At 64.3% G+C, this 18,140-nt stretch carries 15 protein-coding genes; 11 read left to right on the forward strand and 4 right to left on the reverse strand.

Features of this window, described 5'->3' with window-relative positions:
* Window positions 1-21: 21 nt before the first annotated feature.
* Entirely contained in the window at window positions 22-576 is a 555-nt protein-coding gene (locus tag V1288_RS11095; protein WP_334357078.1) for a fasciclin domain-containing protein, read from the reverse strand.
* Between the two features lie 351 nt (window positions 577-927).
* Window positions 928-1,689: an SDR family oxidoreductase gene (locus V1288_RS11100; RefSeq protein WP_334357079.1), complete on the reverse strand. Its 762-nt coding sequence runs from the start codon at window positions 1,687-1,689 to the stop codon at window positions 928-930.
* Window positions 1,690-1,777: 88 nt separating this feature from the next.
* Here V1288_RS11100 and V1288_RS11105 point away from each other — a divergent pair, with 88 nt between their 5' ends.
* Window positions 1,778-3,304, forward strand: a complete 1,527-nt coding sequence (locus V1288_RS11105) for a malonate--CoA ligase (protein ID WP_334357080.1) — start codon at window positions 1,778-1,780, stop codon at window positions 3,302-3,304.
* A gap of 152 nt (window positions 3,305-3,456) precedes the next feature.
* On the opposite strand, the gene V1288_RS11110 is transcribed toward V1288_RS11105, so the two are convergent.
* Window positions 3,457-4,308, reverse strand: coding sequence for a sulfite exporter TauE/SafE family protein (locus V1288_RS11110; RefSeq protein WP_334357081.1), 852 nt, complete (start codon window positions 4,306-4,308; stop codon window positions 3,457-3,459).
* A gap of 489 nt (window positions 4,309-4,797) precedes the next feature.
* Here V1288_RS11110 and sdhC point away from each other — a divergent pair, with 489 nt between their 5' ends.
* The 10 genes from sdhC (at window position 4,798) to V1288_RS11160 (ending at window position 16,420) form a co-directional block, all read left to right on the forward strand.
* Complete coding sequence (gene sdhC, locus V1288_RS11115; RefSeq protein ID WP_334357082.1) at window positions 4,798-5,196, forward strand: succinate dehydrogenase, cytochrome b556 subunit; 399 nt, start codon at window positions 4,798-4,800, stop codon at window positions 5,194-5,196.
* Window positions 5,193-5,588: a succinate dehydrogenase, hydrophobic membrane anchor protein gene (gene sdhD / locus V1288_RS11120; RefSeq protein WP_334357083.1), complete on the forward strand. Its 396-nt coding sequence runs from the start codon at window positions 5,193-5,195 to the stop codon at window positions 5,586-5,588. The genes sdhC and sdhD overlap by 4 nt, the downstream gene beginning before the upstream one ends.
* 3 nt (window positions 5,589-5,591) lie before the next feature.
* Window positions 5,592-7,463 carry a succinate dehydrogenase flavoprotein subunit gene (gene sdhA / locus V1288_RS11125; RefSeq protein WP_334357084.1) on the forward strand — a complete coding sequence of 624 codons (1,872 nt, stop codon included), beginning with the start codon at window positions 5,592-5,594 and terminating at the stop codon, window positions 7,461-7,463.
* Between the two features lie 24 nt (window positions 7,464-7,487).
* Complete coding sequence (locus tag V1288_RS11130) at window positions 7,488-8,273, forward strand: succinate dehydrogenase iron-sulfur subunit (RefSeq protein ID WP_334357085.1); 786 nt, start codon at window positions 7,488-7,490, stop codon at window positions 8,271-8,273.
* A gap of 130 nt (window positions 8,274-8,403) precedes the next feature.
* Complete coding sequence (locus V1288_RS11135; protein WP_334357086.1) at window positions 8,404-10,548, forward strand: hybrid sensor histidine kinase/response regulator; 2,145 nt, start codon at window positions 8,404-8,406, stop codon at window positions 10,546-10,548.
* Window positions 10,549-10,621: 73 nt separating this feature from the next.
* The gene (locus V1288_RS11140) at window positions 10,622-12,598 is read left to right on the forward strand and encodes an ABC transporter ATP-binding protein/permease (RefSeq protein ID WP_334357087.1); all 1,977 of its coding nucleotides are present in this window, start codon (window positions 10,622-10,624) and stop codon (window positions 12,596-12,598) included.
* 76 nt (window positions 12,599-12,674) lie between these two features.
* A complete protein-coding gene (locus tag V1288_RS11145; protein WP_334357088.1) occupies window positions 12,675-13,502 on the forward strand; it encodes an FkbM family methyltransferase in 828 nt (275 codons plus the stop codon).
* A 43-nt stretch (window positions 13,503-13,545) separates the two neighbouring features.
* On the forward strand, window positions 13,546-13,932 hold the full coding sequence (locus tag V1288_RS11150) for a VOC family protein (RefSeq protein ID WP_334357089.1): 387 nt from the start codon (window positions 13,546-13,548) through the stop codon (window positions 13,930-13,932).
* A gap of 82 nt (window positions 13,933-14,014) precedes the next feature.
* On the forward strand, window positions 14,015-14,245 hold the full coding sequence (locus V1288_RS11155; RefSeq protein ID WP_334357090.1) for a hypothetical protein: 231 nt from the start codon (window positions 14,015-14,017) through the stop codon (window positions 14,243-14,245).
* Window positions 14,246-14,428: 183 nt separating this feature from the next.
* Window positions 14,429-16,420 carry an OmpA family protein gene (locus tag V1288_RS11160; RefSeq protein WP_334357091.1) on the forward strand — a complete coding sequence of 664 codons (1,992 nt, stop codon included), beginning with the start codon at window positions 14,429-14,431 and terminating at the stop codon, window positions 16,418-16,420.
* A 247-nt stretch (window positions 16,421-16,667) separates the two neighbouring features.
* On the opposite strand, the gene argG is transcribed toward V1288_RS11160, so the two are convergent.
* Window positions 16,668-18,005: an argininosuccinate synthase gene (gene argG / locus V1288_RS11165; RefSeq protein WP_334357092.1), complete on the reverse strand. Its 1,338-nt coding sequence runs from the start codon at window positions 18,003-18,005 to the stop codon at window positions 16,668-16,670.
* Between the last annotated feature and the right edge of the window lie 135 nt (window positions 18,006-18,140).

Raw genomic sequence — 18,140 nt, forward strand, 5'->3', positions numbered from 1 at the left:
CAGTCAGGGGCGCGCGGGAGTTCAGGACGCCGGCATCAGCACGGTGTCGACCACATGGATCACGCCGTTGGACTGATTGACGTTCGAGATCGTGACCATCGAGGTTCCACCCTTGGCGTCGACGATCCAGGTCTTGCCATCCTGGAGCTTGACCGACAGTTGCTCGCCTTCGGCGGTCTTGAGCTTCATGCCGTCCTTCAGATCGGACGCGGCGAGCTTGCCGGGCACGACGTGGTAGGTGAGGATCTTGGTCAGGGTCGCCTTGTTCTCAGGCTTCACCAGCGTGTCGACCGTGCCGGCCGGCAGCTTGCCGAAGGCGGTGTTGGTCGGCGCGAACACCGTGAACGGGCCCTTGCCTTCCAGCGTCTCGACCAGGCCGGCGGCCTTCACGGCGGCGACCAGCGTGGTGTGGTCCTTCGAGTTGACGGCGTTCTGGATGATGTTCTTGGAGGGGAACATCGCCGCGCCGCCGACCATCACGGTCTTTTCCTCCGCGCTGGCGGGCGCGGTGATGGTGGCGGTGAAAGCCAGAGCGCTGAACACGGCGGCGGACAGAAGTGCAATACGTTTGGACATGGAATCTTCTCCCGAGGATTGCGATGGCCGGCGGCTATCCGCCGGTAGTGAAAACAACGACGCTGGTCGATTGACCGGTTGATTTCGTCGTCGTTGGGCCGAGCTACGGGAGGTTTTTCGGCCGGTTTCGGCGAATAATTTATCGTGATGGCTGAAACTTTTGAGAGGGCTGGCCGTGCGGCGACAGCGCGCGGGCAAGGCTCGGCGTCGTCCCTGCGAACGCATGCGAACGCAGGGACCCATACCGCGTGATCTCGCAGTCAGGCTCGGTGGCTGACGTTTTTCGCAAAACTAAAGCCGGTGGCTATGAGTCCCAGCTTTTGCAGGGACGACCACCGGTGAGAGCTCGTCCTAATCCCTATTATGCGGCGTCTGGATGAAACCGCGATTATGCGTCGGACTGATCAGGATCTCGTTCATGCACACCCGCGGCGGCATGCTGGCGACGAAGGCGATGGTGCGGCCGCAATCTTCCGGTTGCAGCATTTTGGCCTGCTCCTCCTCCGACGGCACAACAGGGCGCGATTTGAGGATCGGGGTCGCGACTTCACCAGGCGACAGGCAGCAGGCGCGCAGGCCGTTGACGCATTCGTCCATGTTGAAGGAATGGGTCAGCGCCAGTACCGCGTGTTTTGTGGTGGTGTAGGCCGGGCCCGGCATCTTTGAGACATGTCGGCCGGCCCAGGACGCGACGTTGATGATGCAGCCGTCCTTCTGCTTCCGCATGGCCGGCAGCACTGCCCGCATGCAATAGAGCACGCCGTTCAGGTTGATATCGACGACCTTGTCCCAGCCGTCCACTTCCATGTCGGCCCAGCTCCGCTTCGGCACGTTGATGCCGGCGCTATTGACCAAGAGATCGATCCGGCCGTAGCTGGAGAGGATCTGGTCGGCCGCCTTGTCGACATCGGCCTTGTTGCTGACGTCGAGCGGGATCGCCTCGGCCTTGCCGCCCTTTTTGGTGATGTTTGCGACCACCTTGTCCAGCGCGTCCTTGCGCCGGCCCGAAACCACCACGATCCAGCCATCCGCCGCAAGGAATTCCGCCCCGGACTCGCCAATTCCGCTGCCGCCGCCTGTCACCCAGGCCACGCGTTTCCCGCTATTTGTCATGCAAACTGTCTCCGTTGCTTTTTAAAGGGCGTTCTTGCTATTCCAGCCCACGAAATTCCGCTGGCCAGCGCCCCTCAGGGAATGTTGCATGAACACGACCGCCAACGCCAACCTGTTTTCCCGCCTGTTCGACACGCTCGACGATCCGAACCGGCTCGCGATCGAAATGCTCGATGGCACGCGCATCAGCTATGGCGAGCTGATCGCCCGCGCCGGCCAGATGGCAAACGTGCTGGCCGCGCGCGGCGTCAAGCCCGGCGACCGCGTCGCAGCCCAGACCGAGAAATCGGTGCCGGCGCTGGTGCTCTATCTCGCGACCGTGCGCGCCGGCGCGGTGTATCTTCCGCTCAACACCGCCTACACGCTCAACGAACTCGACTACTTCATCTCCGACGCCGAGCCGTCGCTGGTCGTGTGCGACCTCTCTAAGGCCGAAGGCATCGGCGCGATCGCGGCAAAGGTGAAGGCAAAAGTCGAAACGCTTGGGGCCGACGGCAAGGGATCGCTGACGGATGCCGCCGCGAAGGCCGATGCGGCGTTTACGACGGTCGCGCGCGGCAATGACGACCTCGCCGCGATCCTCTACACGTCGGGCACCACAGGCCGTTCCAAGGGCGCGATGCTGACGCACGACAATCTGGCATCGAACTCCTACAGCCTGGTCGACTACTGGCGCTTCACGGATAAGGATGTGCTGATCCACGCGCTGCCGATCTATCACACCCACGGCCTGTTCGTGGCGAGCAACGTCACGCTGTTCGCCCGCGCCTCGATGATATTTCTGCCGAAATTCGATCCTGAAATGATCATCAAGCTGATGGCGCGCGCCACCGTCATGATGGGAGTGCCGACCTTCTACACACGGCTTTTGCAGAGCCCGGCGCTTTCGAAGGAATCGACCAAACATATGCGGCTGTTCATTTCGGGCTCCGCGCCGCTGCTCGCCGACACCCACCGCGAATGGGCCGCGCGCACCGGCCACGCCGTGCTCGAACGCTACGGCATGACCGAAACCAACATGAACACCTCCAACCCCTATGACGGCGAGCGCGTCCCCGGCGCCGTCGGTCATCCCCTGCCCGGCGTCTCCGTCCGCGTCACCGACCCCGAGACCGGCAAGGAGATTGCGCGCGACGAGATCGGCATGATCGAGGTCAAGGGCCCGAATGTGTTCAAGGGTTACTGGCGGATGCCGGAAAAGACAAAATCCGAATTCCGCGACGACGGCTTCTTCATCACCGGCGATCTCGGCAAGATCGACCCCAAGGGCTATGTCCATATTCTCGGCCGCGGCAAGGACCTGGTGATCTCGGGCGGCTTCAACGTCTATCCGAAGGAAATCGAGAGCGAGATCGACGCCATGCCGGGCGTGATCGAATCCGCCGTGATCGGCGTGCCGCATACCGATTTCGGCGAAGGCGTCACCGCGGTCGTCGTCTGCAACAAGGGCGCTGACGTCACCGAAGCGGGCGTGCTGAAGGCGCTCGACGGCAGGCTCGCCAAATTCAAGATGCCGAAGCGCGTGTTCGTGGTCGATGAACTGCCGCGCAACGCCATGGGCAAGGTGCAAAAGAATATTTTGCGGGATACGTACGCCAAGATTTACGCGAAGTAGCTGCAGTCGTCCCTGCGAACGCAGGGATCCATACGCCGCGGCGGATGTTTTGAAAAACGCTGTTCGACGGCTTTTCTCCAACCACCGACACCTGTGGTTATGGGTCCCTGCGTTCGCGGGACGACATCGACAACTGTTTTCGGATCCTCGCCTCACAACAGGCTGATCGCGAACCTTCCACCCACGATGAACATATACGCGCCGAACGCCATCTCCAGCGTGCGCTTCGACAGCGCGTGCGCAACCTTCACCCCGAGCGGCGCCGTGATCAGCGTGGTCGGCATCGCCAACAGCGCCCCGATCAACGACACATAGCCGAGCGCAAACGGCACCTGCAGCGCGGTGACATCGGGAAAGCGCGCCGCCACAGGCCAACCGGCATAGACATAGCCAATCGCGCCGGGGATCGAGATCAGCACGGCGAGCGCCGATGAGGTCGCGACCGCCTGATGGATCGGCCGGCCATAGAAGGTCATCAAGAGGTTCGCGAACAGACCGCCGCCGACGCCCATCAAGGTCGACAACAGCCCGACGAAGAAGCCGTAGACGCGCATCGGAAAACCCTTCGGCATGTCGTCGCCGAGCTTCCAGGTTTCCCGCGCCAGCAGCAGCCGCGCTGCCGCCGACCACGCCACCATCACGAACACGATCTTGAACAGGCGCTCCGGCGCGAAGCGCGCCGTGACGCTGCCGGCGACGACGCCGAGCACGACCGGCAGCCACCAGCGCCTGAGGATCGCCATGTCGACCGCGCCGCGGGCGTAATGGGCGCGAAACGAGGCGAGCGAGGTCGGGATGATGATGGCGAGCGAAGTGCCGATGCAGAGCGGCATCCGCACCTCCAGCGGCACGCCGGCCAGCCGGAAGCATTCGTAGAACACCGGCACCAGGATGGCGCCGCCGCCGATGCCGAACACGCCGGCCAGAAATCCCGACAGCGCCCCGACCGCGATCAGCAGCAAGGCCAGTTCGATGAGCTCTTTGGGATCGAGGCCGGCCATCATGTCTTGAGTATCCCGTGTTCAGAACCTGCGACCTGCACAACTGCATAGCCGCCCGCGACACCTAGGTCCTTCAGGGCGGACCGCAAAATCCGCATATCCGGTCGGCTCTGGATGAATAGCCTCGACGCGCTTGCAGCCGCTGGCGCCAGTGCCATTGAACCTGATGTTCCAACCGCCGCGGCTGGCTTCGTCGAAGATCAGGGCCTTCGTCGATTAGCTCGTCGAGCGCTGGCGCGGCGTCGATCCGCTCGGCGCGCAGCTCTGCACCGACCAATAAACAGAATCATTATTCAATCTTTAAACCGCGCCAAATGGCCGTGGTATACCAAGTCGCTGATCAATCGCGCCTCATAGCCCGCTAGCAATGAACAGCGGTTCGATTTCAAGCGATTTGATCGTTGCGCGGACGGATTCGACTCCGTAAATAGAATTCATCTACCGGGCTCCCCGATGGGCCGGCCGCGGTGCACACAACATAAAAGCCGCCGAATGACCGCCAGGATCGAACGACCGCTATCGCCCCATTTGCAGACCTATCGCTGGACCCTGACGATGGCGCTGTCCATCGTCCACCGCATCACGGGCATGGCGCTGTATTTTGGTACCCTTCTGCTGGCCTGGTGGCTGATCGCCGCCGCCTCCGGCCCCGGCGCCTACGCCAATGTACAGGCCTTTACCGGCAGCATCATCGGCAAGCTGATCGTGTTCGGCTATACATGGGCGCTGCTGCATCATCTCCTGAGCGGTATCAGGCATTTCGTCTGGGATCTCGGCTACGGCTTCAAGGCCAATGAGCGGGAGGCCTTGACCTGGGGCGCGCTGATCGGCGGCATTTCGCTTACGGTGCTGGTCTGGATCGTCGCCTACACGGTCGGAGGCGGACGATGAGCGCACCCAAGGCTTCGATGCGCACGCCGCTCGGGCGTGTCCGCCATCTCGGCTCCTCGCACTCCGGAACTTCCGATTTCTGGCGCCAGCGTCTCACGGGCGTGGCGCTGACGCTGCTGATCGTGCCCGTCATCGTGATCGTGCTGATGCTGATCGGCCGCAACCAGGCCGGCGCGGCGCAGATCCTGGGCTCGCCGCCGATCGCGATCATCCTGACCCTCTTCATCATCGCCAGCGCCTGGCACATGAAGATCGGCATGCAGGTAGTGATCGAGGACTACGTGCATAACGAGAAGATCAAGCTCGCCAGCGTGATGGCGAATAATTTCTTTTGTTTCGCGGTGGCGCTGGCGTCGATCTACGCGATCCTCAAACTGTCATCGGGAGTCTAACCCATGGCTGCTCAAAGGACGGCCGCTGAAGGTAACGGCAAGGCCGGCAACGGCAGTGGCGGAATCGGCAGTAGTCCTGCCACCAACGGAAAATCCTATCCGATCGAGGATCACACCTACGACGTGGTGGTCGTTGGCGCCGGCGGCGCCGGCCTGCGTGCCGTGGTCGGCTGCTCGGAGGCGGGCCTGCGTACCGCCTGCATCACCAAAGTGTTCCCGACCCGCTCGCATACGGTTGCGGCGCAAGGCGGCATCTCGGCTTCGCTCGGCAACATGCATCCGGACGACTGGCGCTGGCACATGTACGACACCGTCAAGGGGTCGGACTGGCTCGGCGACCAGGACGCGATCGAATACATGGTGCGCAACGCGCCGGAAGCCGTCTACGAGCTCGAGCACTGGGGCGTGCCGTTCTCGCGCACCGAGGACGGCAAGATCTACCAGCGCCCGTTCGGCGGCATGACCCTCGACTTCGGCAAGGGCCAGGCGCAGCGCACCTGCGCCGCCGCCGACCGGACCGGCCACGCCATGCTGCACACGATGTACGGCCAGGCGCTGCGCCATTCGGCCGAATTCTACATCGAGTTCTTCGCCATCGACCTGATCATGGACGACCAGGGCGTCTGCCGCGGCGTCATCGCGCTCAAGCTCGACGACGGCACGCTGCACCGCTTCCGCGCCCAGACCACGATTCTGGCGACCGGTGGCTACGGCCGCGCCTACGCCTCCTGCACCTCGGCGCATACCTGCACCGGCGACGGCGGCGGCATGGTGCTGCGTGCCGGCCTGCCGCTGCAGGACATGGAATTCGTCCAGTTCCACCCGACCGGCATCTACGGCGCCGGCTGCCTCGTCACCGAGGGCGCCCGCGGCGAAGGCGGCTATCTCGTCAATTCCGAGGGCGAGCGCTTCATGGAGCGCTATGCGCCATCCGCCAAGGATCTTGCGTCGCGCGACGTGGTCTCGCGCTCGATGACCATCGAGATCCGCGAAGGCCGCGGCGTCGGCAAGAAGAAGGACCACATCTACTTGCACCTCGATCATCTCGATCCAAAGGTTTTGCAGGAGCGGCTGCCGGGCATTTCCGAATCGGCGAAGATTTTCGCCAATGTCGACGTCACCCGCGAGCCGATCCCGATCGTGCCGACCGTGCACTACAACATGGGCGGCATTCCCACCAATTATCACGCCGAAGTGCTGACCAAGAAGGACGGCGACGACAATGCCGTGGTGCCCGGCCTGATGGCGATCGGCGAAGCCGCGTGCGTCTCCGTGCATGGCGCAAATCGTCTGGGCTCGAACTCGCTGATCGACCTCGTCGTGTTCGGCCGCGCCGCCGCGCTGCGGCTCGCGGAAAAGCTGACGCCGAACGGCAAGCAACCGGAACTGCCGAAGGATTCATCCGACTTGGCGCTCGGCCGGCTTGACCACTATCGCTACGCTTCCGGCGGCACGCCGACCGCGAAGCTGCGCGACAGCATGCAGCATGTCATGCAGAATAATTGCGCGGTGTTCCGCACCGGCGAGATCCTGCATGAAGGCCAGAACCTGATCCACAAGGTGCATGGCGGCATCGGCGATATCGCGACCACCGACCGCTCGCTGGTTTGGAACTCCGACCTGATCGAGACGCTTGAATTCGACAATCTGATCGTGCAGGCGGTGGTGACCATGGACTCGGCGGCGAACCGCACCGAGAGCCGCGGCGCCCATGCGCGCGAGGATTTCGCCGAGCGCGACGACAAGAACTGGATGAAGCACACGCTGGCCTGGATCAACGATCGCGGCAAGACCACGATCGACTATCGCCCGGTGCACGACTACACGATGACGAACGACGTTCAGTACATCCCGCCGAAGGCGCGGGTTTACTGATGACGACAGCGAAGGCTTGCAAGCATGGTTGAATTCGCGCTTCCAAAAAATTCAAGGATCACTGGCGGCAAGACCTGGCCGAAGCCGGCGGGCGCGACCGAGACGCGCGAGTTCAGGGTCTATCGCTGGAATCCGGACGATGGCAAGAACCCGAGCGTCGACACCTATCACGTCGACGTCAACGAATGCGGGCCGATGGTGCTGGACGGCCTGATCTGGATCAAGAACCACATCGACCCGACGCTGACTTTCCGCCGCTCCTGCCGCGAAGGCGTCTGCGGCTCCTGCGCGATGAACATCGACGGTCAGAACACGCTGGCCTGCACCAAGTCGATGCATGACGTGGCCTCAGGCGGTGCGGTGAAGGTCAACCCGCTGCCGCATCAGCCGGTCGTGAAGGACCTGGTGCCGGACCTAACCAATTTCTACGCGCAATATGCCTCGATCGAGCCGTGGCTGAAGACGACCACGCCGACGCCGCAGAAGGAATGGAAGCAGAGCCACGAGGACCGCGAGAAGCTCGACGGCCTCTACGAGTGCATTCTCTGCGCCTGCTGCTCGACTTCCTGCCCGAGCTATTGGTGGAACAGCGAGCGGTTCCTCGGGCCGGCCGCGCTGTTGCAGGCGACGCGCTGGGTGACGGATTCCCGCGATGAAGCCACCGGCGAGCGGCTCGATGACCTCGAAGATCCGTTCCGTCTCTACCGCTGCCATACCATCATGAACTGCGCCAAGGCGTGCCCGAAGGGTCTCAACCCGTCGGAGGCCATCGCCGAGCTCAAGCTGAAAATGGTCGAGCGGCAGATCTAGGCGCTGAGCGTAGACGAAGCCCTGCGATCGGCCTGATTTGAATCGATTATTATCAAGCCAGGTTCCATTTCCGACTAACTTTGTTCTCTGTGAATGATTGCGTTAAGCTCGACGTGGAGCCGGAGCGCCCGTGCGGATCGAGCAACGTAATTCGCTGAGACTGCTGCAATGGATGATGGTCGCGTCGCTGGCCCTTCCGTTGGCGCTGTTTGTATTTGCATCCGCCGTCTCCTGGGTCTCGATCCGCGAAACCGCCGACCGCGAGATCGAACGCGCGCTGGATGTCGCGCACGAACATGCGCTGAAGGTATTCGAAACCATCGACCGCAGCCTGTCGGAGATCGCCGAGATCATCCGCGACGTTCCCGATGCCGAGATCATTGCGCGCGAGCAATTGCTGCATCTGCGGCTGAAACAACTGGTCGCCTCCCTGCCGCAGGTGAAGTCGGCCTGGATCTTCGACGCCAAGGGGCACGCCCTCGTCAACAGCCTGGTCGTCCCGGCGCCCGGGATCGATTTTTCCGACCGGGATTATTTCAAGGTCCATGTCGCCGGCGATATCGGAACCTATATCGGTGAAGCGCTGACGCCGCGGCCGCCGTATCAGGGTGCGACGTTCTTCGGCGTCAGCAGACGGCGCCCAAGTGAGGACGGCAGCTTCGCCGGCGTGCTGCAGGCTTCCGTGTTCCCGGAATATTTCGAGAATTACTACGCCCGGATCGGCCGGGAGCCCGGCAGCTACTTCGCGCTTGGCCGGGCGGACGGCACCGTGCTGGCGCGTTTCCCGGTCATCGATCGCGACATCCGCCTCGACCGCAACGGACCGGTCGGACAATTGATATCGGCCAATGCCGGGGCCGGCCTCATCACTGTGACGTCGCCGACCGACGGCATCGAACGCCGCCTCGGCCACCGGCAGCTCGCCGAATACCCGGTCTATGTCGGCGCCGGCCTCGAGACCTCGGCGATACGCGCCCGCTGGCTTTCCACGATGAGCCAGCATCTGATCTTCGGCGCGCCTGCCACCGCGCTGCTGTTTGCCCTGCTGGGGCTGGCCTTGCGCCGGACCCGCCATCTCTATTTCGAAGCCGAGAAGCGGCAGGTGGCCGAGGAAGCGCTGAAGCACGGCCAGCGGCTGGAGGCGCTGGGCCAGCTCACCGGCGGCGTCGCGCACGACTTCAACAATCTGCTCACGGTGATCCGCGCTTCCGTGGACCTGTTGCGACGGCCCGACCTACCGGAGCCGCGGCGGCTGCGCTACATCGAAGCGATCTCGGATACGGTGACCCGCGCCGCCAAGCTGACCGGGCAATTGCTGGCGTTTGCACGGCGGCAAACGTTGAAACCGGAGGTGTTCGACGTCGGACGAAGCGTGCAGACGCTGAGCGAAATGATCGGCACCCTGGTCGGCTCGCGTATCGAGATCGTCATCCTTGGGCCGGAAGAACCGTGCTTCGTCAACGCCGACGCCGGCCAGTTCGAAACCGCCATCATCAACATGGCAGTCAACGCGCGGGACGCCATGGAAGGCCATGGACGGCTGACGATTGCGGTGGGAATGGCGGCCAGCCTGCCCAACGCCGCGCCACTGTCGCAAAATCCATATGGCTATGTTGCCGTATCCGTCGCCGACACCGGCAGCGGCATTCCGCCGGATCAGTTCGAACGTATCTTCGACCCCTTCTTCACGACCAAGCAGGCCGGCCATGGCACCGGGCTGGGCCTGTCGCAGGTGTTCGGTTTCGCCAAGCAATCCGACGGCGAAGTAACGGTCGCCAGCGAAGTGGGCAAAGGCAGTATCTTCACGCTCTATCTGCCGCGCACCGCCGGCAGCGGGAAATCGCGACAGGCGCCGGCAGCAGGCGCCCTGGCGATCGAGGGGAGCGAGATGTCGGTGCTCGTGGTCGAGGACAACGAGGAGGTCGGGCAATTTGCCAGCGACGCACTGACTGATCTCGGCTACACCACTCGCCTGGTCGACAGCGCCATGCATGCGCTCGAAGAGCTGGCCGCCGACGCCGATCGTTTCGATGTCGTGTTCACCGACGTGGTCATGCCAGGCATGACCGGCATTGAACTCGCCCAGGAAATCCGCCGCCGGCACGCCGACCTGCCGGTCGTGCTGACCAGCGGTTATAGCCACGTGCTGTCGGAACACGGCAGCTACGGTTTTGAGCTGCTGCAAAAGCCCTATTCCGTCGAGCAGCTCTCGCACGTGCTGCAGCGGGTCGGCCGCCGGAAATTAAAACGGGCACCGACAGCCGCATCATCATGAAGCCTGGTGCTTCCGGCTTAGGGCGCTCCGGGAACCATCGGGAACCTTTTGATTTGCCTGCCGTTGTGACGCCATGGCCAGGGCATCCAGCAAGCCCGATCCGCGCGCAACCAAATCGGATTCCGCGGAAAAGGCGGAATTTGTAGAGGTTGTCGCCGAAGCCGGCGATCACGTCGAGCCACCACCGCCGGAGGCGGTCGAGCCCGATCCGCAGATGTCGCCGGAAGAGGCCGAGCAGGCCCGCAAGGATTATCTGCTGACGCGGTTCTGGATCAGCGCGCGCGGCTATTGGGGCAAGAACGGCGACCGGCTGGCATGGCTGTTCTCGAGCGGGCTGCTGCTCCTGATCGTCGGCCATGTCGGCTTTCAATACGGAGTCAATGTCTGGAACCGCGCCATCTTCGACGCCATCGAGAAGCGCGATTCCGCCACCGTCTATTACCTTGCCGCGGTGTTCTTCCCGCTGGCGATCGGCAGCGTATTGCTCGGCGTGGCGCAGGTGTTCGCCCGCATGGGCATCCAGCGCCGCTGGCGCGCCTGGCTGACCAACGCGATGGTATCGCGATGGCTGGCGAGCGGCCGCTACTATCAGCTCAATCTCGTCAGTGGCGATCACCAGAACCCGGAGTATCGCATTGCCGAGGATTTGCGCATCGCCACCGACTCGCCGGTCGATTTCGTCGCCGGCGTCACGTCGGCATTTCTGTCGGCCGCCACCTTCATTGTCGTGCTGTGGACCATCGGCGGCGCGCTGACGGTGACGCTGGGAGGCTCGACCATTACCATCCCCGGCTTCCTCGTGATTGCCGCCGTCATTTATGCCGCGCTCGCTTCAGGCTCGATCATGACGATCGGACGAAGCTTCGTGCAGGTGTCCGAGGACAAGAACCAGGCCGAGGCCGAATACCGCTACGCGCTGACCCGCGTGCGCGAGAACGGCGAAAGCATCGCGCTGCTCGGCGGCGAGCAGGAAGAGCGCGATGGCATCGACAAGACTTTTTCAAAGGTGCTGCGGCAATGGGCGAGGCTCGCCGGCCAGCACATGCGCACCACGCTGGTGTCGCAGGGGTCTGGTCTGATCGCGCCGGTGGTCCCGCTGCTGTTGTGCGCGCCAAAGTTTCTCGACGGCAGCATGAGCCTCGGACAGGTGATGCAGGCGGCGTCCGCCTTCACCATCGTGCAGACCGCGTTCGGCTGGCTGGTCGACAATTATCCGCGGCTCGCTGACTGGAACGCCTGCGCACACCGCATCGCTTCGCTGATGATGTCGCTCGATGGCCTCGAGCGCGCCGAGCAGGGCGATGGCATCGGCCGCATCAAGCGCGGCGAGACCGAGGGCGACGCCATGCTGAGCCTCAACGATCTCTCGGTCACGCTCGATGACGGCACCGCCGTTGTGGGCGAGACGGAAGTCGTGATCGAACCCGGCGAGCGGTTGCTGGTGGCCGGCGAGTCCGGTACCGGCAAAAGTACGCTGGTCCGCGCGCTGGCGGGGCTGTGGCCGTGGGGCGGCGGCAGCGTCAACTTCCACCCCGACCGCCGGCTCTTCATGCTGCCGCAAAAGCCCTACATTCCGTCCGGCACGCTGCGGCGCGCGATCGCCTATCCCGGCGCCGCCGATGACTGGCTCACCGAGCAGATCTGCGACGCCCTGCACAAGGTCGGCCTCGACCATCTCAAGGAGAAGATCGAGGAAGAGGGACCGTGGGACCAGACGCTCTCCGGCGGCGAGAAGCAGCGGCTGGCGTTTGCGCGCCTGCTGCTGCACAACCCCGACATCGTGGTGCTGGATGAGGCGACGTCGGCGCTCGACGAAAAGAGCCAGGACAAGATGATGGAGATCGTCATCAAGGAGCTGCCGAAGGCAACGATCGTCAGCGTCGCCCACCGCGTCGAACTGGAGGCGTTTCACAGCCGCAAGATCGTGCTGGAACGGCGCAAGGGCGGCGCCAAGCTCGTCAGCGACGTCAACCTGATCCCGCGCAAGGACAGAAAACGGCTGCTCGGCAGCTTCCTGCGCCATCGCCAAGCTGCGAAGAAGGCGGCGTGAGATAAAAGACTTCCCGTCGTTGGAGTCGCGCTTAAAACCGGCTATGCATGCGCCGCTTCTACCCGAGGACTTTTGCTTGACGCCCGACAACGATCCTTCGCCCGCCCCGTTCGGCGCGTTCGCCCCGAATGCCGCACAGGCCGCAATCATTTCGCTGGCCCACCGCACGCGGCTGAAGCGCGGCGCGTTCCGCCCCTGGCTGTCGCGGCTGGTGAACCTGCTGCGCGCAGGTCCTATCGACGTGCGATATCAAGGCGCCTCGTTCCGCTTCTACCATCAAGCCAGCGCCACCGAACGCGGCGCGCTGTTCAATCCCGCCTACAACGTCGAGGAGCTGGATTTTTTGCGCGCGCATGTCCCTGCGGGCGGGGTCTTCATCGATGTCGGCGCCAATGTCGGCACCTATGCGCTTGCGCTGGCGCGTCATATCGGCGCCGGCGGCAAGGTGATCGCGATCGAGCCGCATCCGGTAACCCATGCGCGGCTCGCCTTCAATAACGTAGCCTCCGGCTACACCCAGGTGCGGCTGGTCGCGGCGGCCGCCGGCCCCGCCGATGGCGAGCTGCTGATCGAAACCGACGGCGACAATCTCGGCGCCAGCCACATCGTGTCGGGCGAGGCCTCTGCCAAGGCGATCAAGGTGCCGTCGCTGCGGCTGCAGCGCATCCTCGAGGAGGCCGGTGTCGCCCGTGTCGATGCTCTCAAGATCGACGTCGAGGGGTTTGAGGATCGCGTGCTGACCGGCTTCTTCGCCGAGGCACCGCAGGCATTGTGGCCCCGTGCGATGGTGATCGAGCATCTGTCAAAGGACGAATGGCTGGACGACTGCATCGCCGACATGCACACGCGAGGCTATATCGAGACCGGCAAGACCCGCAGCAACACATTGCTGACGCGAAGCTGAATTTTCCTGGCGCAAATCATTCCTCAAACCGCAGGAGGGCTTAATGATCGACCACATCGGATTTCCGGTTTCGGACTACGAACGCTCCAAGACCTTCTATCTGAAGGCCCTGGCGCCGCTCGACTACACCCTCGTGATGGAAGTCACCCAGGAGCAGCACGGCCACGCTCCCGCCGCGGGTTTCGGCGCCGATGGAAAGCCCGATTTCTGGATCGGCGGCGAAGGCGGGTTGGACAAGCCGTTGCATGTCGCGATCGTGGCCAAGGACCGCTCTACGGTGGACGCTTTCTACAAGGCAGCCATGGCCGCCGGCGGACGGGACAACGGCGCGCCGGGAATCCGCGCGCATTACCACCCGAACTATTACGGCGCGTTCGTGCTCGATCCAGACGGCCACAACATCGAAGCCGTCTGCCACACGCCGGCCTAGCCGGTTCCACTGGCGAGGCGCCCGGGAACTTTGCGCCAGCCTCGCCGTTATTGTTCCTGAAGTTGAAGCTTCAGGAGACATGATGCCGATCGAACCGCCGGAGATACCGCCGGCGACACCGGGACAACCAACCGAGCCGCCGCCGGAGAACCCGCCGGGCAATCCCCGTCCGGACGTGCCGCCACCATTCCGTGAACCGGGTCAGCCACCACCACCTGAGGAGTTGCCAGGCAAGATGCCGGACGAGTTACCGATACGCGGGCCGAACGGTCCCCGTGCACCCAATCCCGCCACCGACCCAGGTGCCGGATGAACACCTCGCCTGAACGCGCAATGAATGATGATGCATGCAACCCATTGCATCGATGAAATAAAAAGCATCCGACCATTTGTAGGCCGCCACAATCCGGCCTAATGATTAGCCGCTCATCGACCAACTGACATGTCAATGAGGGCCCTTCCGTTGCTGTCAGGCCTATCGGGGACCAAGGACATCATGACAAACCTTCGCATCCTGCTGCTCGCCACGACTGCTTTGACGGCGACGCAGCTCGCGACCTCCGCATCGTATGCGCAGACCGCGCCGCTCGTCGTGGCGCAAGCCAAGGAAGAGGTTGGCCCGGACGGCAGGCCCAAGGCGCCGCCGAAGGGGGCCCCGCCGCCTGCAGCCGCGCCGAAGGCACCGGCTGCCCCGCCGCCGCCACCCCCGGCTGCGGCACCTCCGCGTCCAGCTGCCCCTCCGCCGCCGCCTGCTGCAGCTCCACCACCTCGCCCGACGCCACCCCCGCCGCCGCCAGCGGCTGCACCCCCGCCGCGTCCGACGCCACCTCCGCCTCCCCCGGCTGCCGCGCCGAAGGCACCGACGCCACCTCCGCCGCCCCCCGCTGCCGCGCCGAAGGCACCGACGCCGCCTCCGCCGCCCCCCGCTGCCGCGCCAAAGGCGCCGACTCCGACTCCGCCGCCTCCGGCGGCTGCACCTTCACGTCCGACGCCGACGCCACCTCCTCCGCCGGCAGCCGCGCCGGCAGCGCCGAAGCAACCGGCCGCACCTACGCCGCCACCACCGCCGCCTTCATCTCAGAAGGCGACGCCATCGCCCGTGCCGACGCCGCCCCCACCGGCCGGCGCCAAGCAGCCGCCGGCGCCTGCCACCACACCGACTCCGCAAGCCCCAACCGCCGCCCCACCACCCGGCGGAAGCACGACGACGGCGCCACCGCCGCGTCCGGGCGCACCGACGACACCTCCGAGCGCCGGCGCTCCGACTGCCGCTCCGACCACACCGCCGGGACGACCCGGCGCGCCGCCACCTGCCGCGCCGAGCGCTGGTGGCGTCCCCGCCGCTCCGGGCGCAACGCCACCGGCGGCCGCTCCCACGGCGCCGACTGCCGTACCGGGCACACCCGCCGCCACGCCACCGGCCGGCCGGGCACAAAACGCCCCGCCGACCGTCGCGCCCGCCTTCCGCCAGGCACCTCAGGTCACGGCACCGCTGCCAGCGGCCCCGGCGCCGGAAGCCGGGCTCAAAGCCATTGCCCCGGGTGCGCCACCGTCGGGTCCGACTCGCCTGGAGGACTTCCGCGGCCAGCGCCGCGAAGTCCAGCAGGGCGGCCGCACCGTTATTACCGAACCCGGCCGGATCATCATTCGCGATCCCGGCGGACAGCAATATATCCGCCACAGCGAGGTGGACCGTTTCCGCTACGGCGCGCGTGACATCCAGACCCAGACCGTCGGTGGCGAGACGCGCACTGTCGTGATCAGGCCCGACGGCACGCAGGTGATCACCGTGATGGGCCGTGACGGCCAGTTGCTGCGCCGGATCCGCCGCGACGAGCGCGGCCGCGAGGTCATCATCATCGACAACAGCTACCGCGATCCGCGCGCGGTCGGCGGATTCTTCGTGGCACTGCCGCCGCCGACGATCCGCATTCCCTACAACCGGTACATCGTCGACGCCGAGGAGGCGGAGCCGGAGGTGATCTACGATACCCTGATGGCCCCGCCGGTGGAGCGGATCGAACGGCGTTATACGCTGGACGAAATCCGCTACAGCCCGACCGTGCGCCAGCGCATGCCGAGCATCGACGTCAACACCATCAACTTCGCAACCGGATCGTGGGAAATCCCGCCCGATCAGGCGGCGAAGCTCCAGGTGATCGCCGATGGCCTCAACCGGGCGATCCAGCAAAATCCGCGAGCGGTATTCCTGATCGAGGGTCACACCGACGCGGTCGGCAACGACGTCGACAATCTGTCGCTGTCAGACCGCCGCGCCGAATCCGCGGCCACCTTGCTGACGCAGCAGTTCAACGTGCCGGCGGAAAACCTGACCTCGCAGGGCTATGGCGAGCAGTACCTGAAGGAGCAGGTCGACGGGCCAAGCGCGATTAACCGGCGCGTCACCATCCGCAACATCACGCCGCTGCTCAACGGCGGACAGGCCTCGCTGCCGCCGCCCCCGCCCGGCACCGCGCCGCCGCGCTGAGGCGGGTCGTTCATCAGATGAAAATGGCCGGGAGCAATCCCGGCCATTTTTTTGCGCGCCTCTCCCAGCGTGTCGCCCCGGCGAAAGCCGGGGCCCATAACCACAGGTGGTTGTTGCTTGAAGAAAACCGTCGCCCAGCGCCTTTCAACAACATCCGCCGCGGCGTACGGATCTCGGCTTTCGCCGGGGCGACGAACTGATGTGTTCTGGCCTTTCGGGTCGTCCCCGCGTTCCGCCGGGACGACAGCTAGCCCTTGTCGCTCTCCAGCTTGAAGATGTCGGCGCCTTCCCTGCTCGATAGCAAGCCTGTTTGTCCGTACAGATCCAGCTTGGCGCGGGTATCGGCGATGTCCAGGTTGCGCATGGTGAGCTGGCCGATACGGTCCGCCGGCGTGAACGCGGCATCCTCCACCTTCTCCATGCTCAGCCGCTCCGGCTGATAGGTCAGATTGGGGCTCTCGGTATTGAGGATCGAGTAGTCGTTGCCGCGGCGCAGTTCGAGCGTCACCTCACCGGTGACGGCGCGCGCCACCCAGCGCTGGGCGGTTTCGCGCAGCATGAGGGCCTGGGAATCGAACCACCGTCCCTGATAGAGCAATCGGCCAAGGCGCATCCCGCTGATGCGGTATTGCTCGATGGTGTCCTCGTTGTGGATGCCGGTGACCAGGCGTTCGTAGGCAATGTGCAGCAGCGCCATACCAGGCGCTTCGTAAATGCCGCGGCTCTTGGCCTCGATGATCCGGTTCTCGATCTGATCGCTCATGCCAAGGCCATGCCGGCCGCCGATGGCATTGGCTTCAAGGAACAGCGCAACGGGATCGGTGAACGTCTGGCCGTTCAGCGCGACGGGCTGGCCCTCCTCAAAACGAACGGCAACCTTTTCGGCCTTGACGACACAGTCGTCGCGCCAGAACGGCACGCCCATGATGGGATTGACGATCTTGATGCCGCTGTCGAGGCGCTCGAGATCCTTGGCCTCGTGGGTGGCGCCCAGCAGATTGCTGTCGGTCGAGTAGGCCTTTTCGGCGCTCATCTTATAGGCGAAGCCATTGGCGGACATGAACGCCGACATTTCCGCGCGGCCGCCCAGTTCGTCGATGAACAACTGGTCGAGCCAGGGCTTGTAGATCCGCAAACTCGGATTGGTCAGCAGGCCGTAGCGGTAGAACCGCTCGATGTCGTTGCCCTTGTAGGTGGACCCATCGCCCCAGATGTTGACGCCGTCCTCCTTCATAGCCGCGACCAGCATCGTGCCGGTCACGGCGCGGCCGAGCGGCGTGGTGTTGAAGTAGGCGATGCCGCCGGTAGAAACGTGAAAGGCGCCGGACTGGATCGCCGCAATCCCTTCGTGGACCAGTTGGGTGCGGCAATCCACCAGCCGGGCTTTCTCCCCGCCGAACTCGAGCGCTTTACGCGGGATCTCGTCGTAGTCGGCCTCGTCAGGCTGGCCGAGGTTGGCGGTATAAGCAAAAACGCGCGCGCCTTTTTGCTTCATCCAGAGTAGTGCCGCGCTGGTGTCGAGACCGCCCGAGAAAGCGATGCCGACTTTTTCCCCCTTGGGCAGGCTTTTCAGGATCGTACTCATCGAGCTTCCAATCGGTCGAAATGGCGGATGTCGTTATAGCGTTTTCGAGCGAAGTGGATACCGGTTCGCGTGAAGAAAACGCGTCAAAACAAGAATCTAGAGCTTCGGTGCTGATTCAATCAGAATCGACAATGC

The organism is Bradyrhizobium sp. AZCC 2176 (assembly GCF_036924645.1).
GTDB lineage: Bacteria > Pseudomonadota > Alphaproteobacteria > Rhizobiales > Xanthobacteraceae > Bradyrhizobium.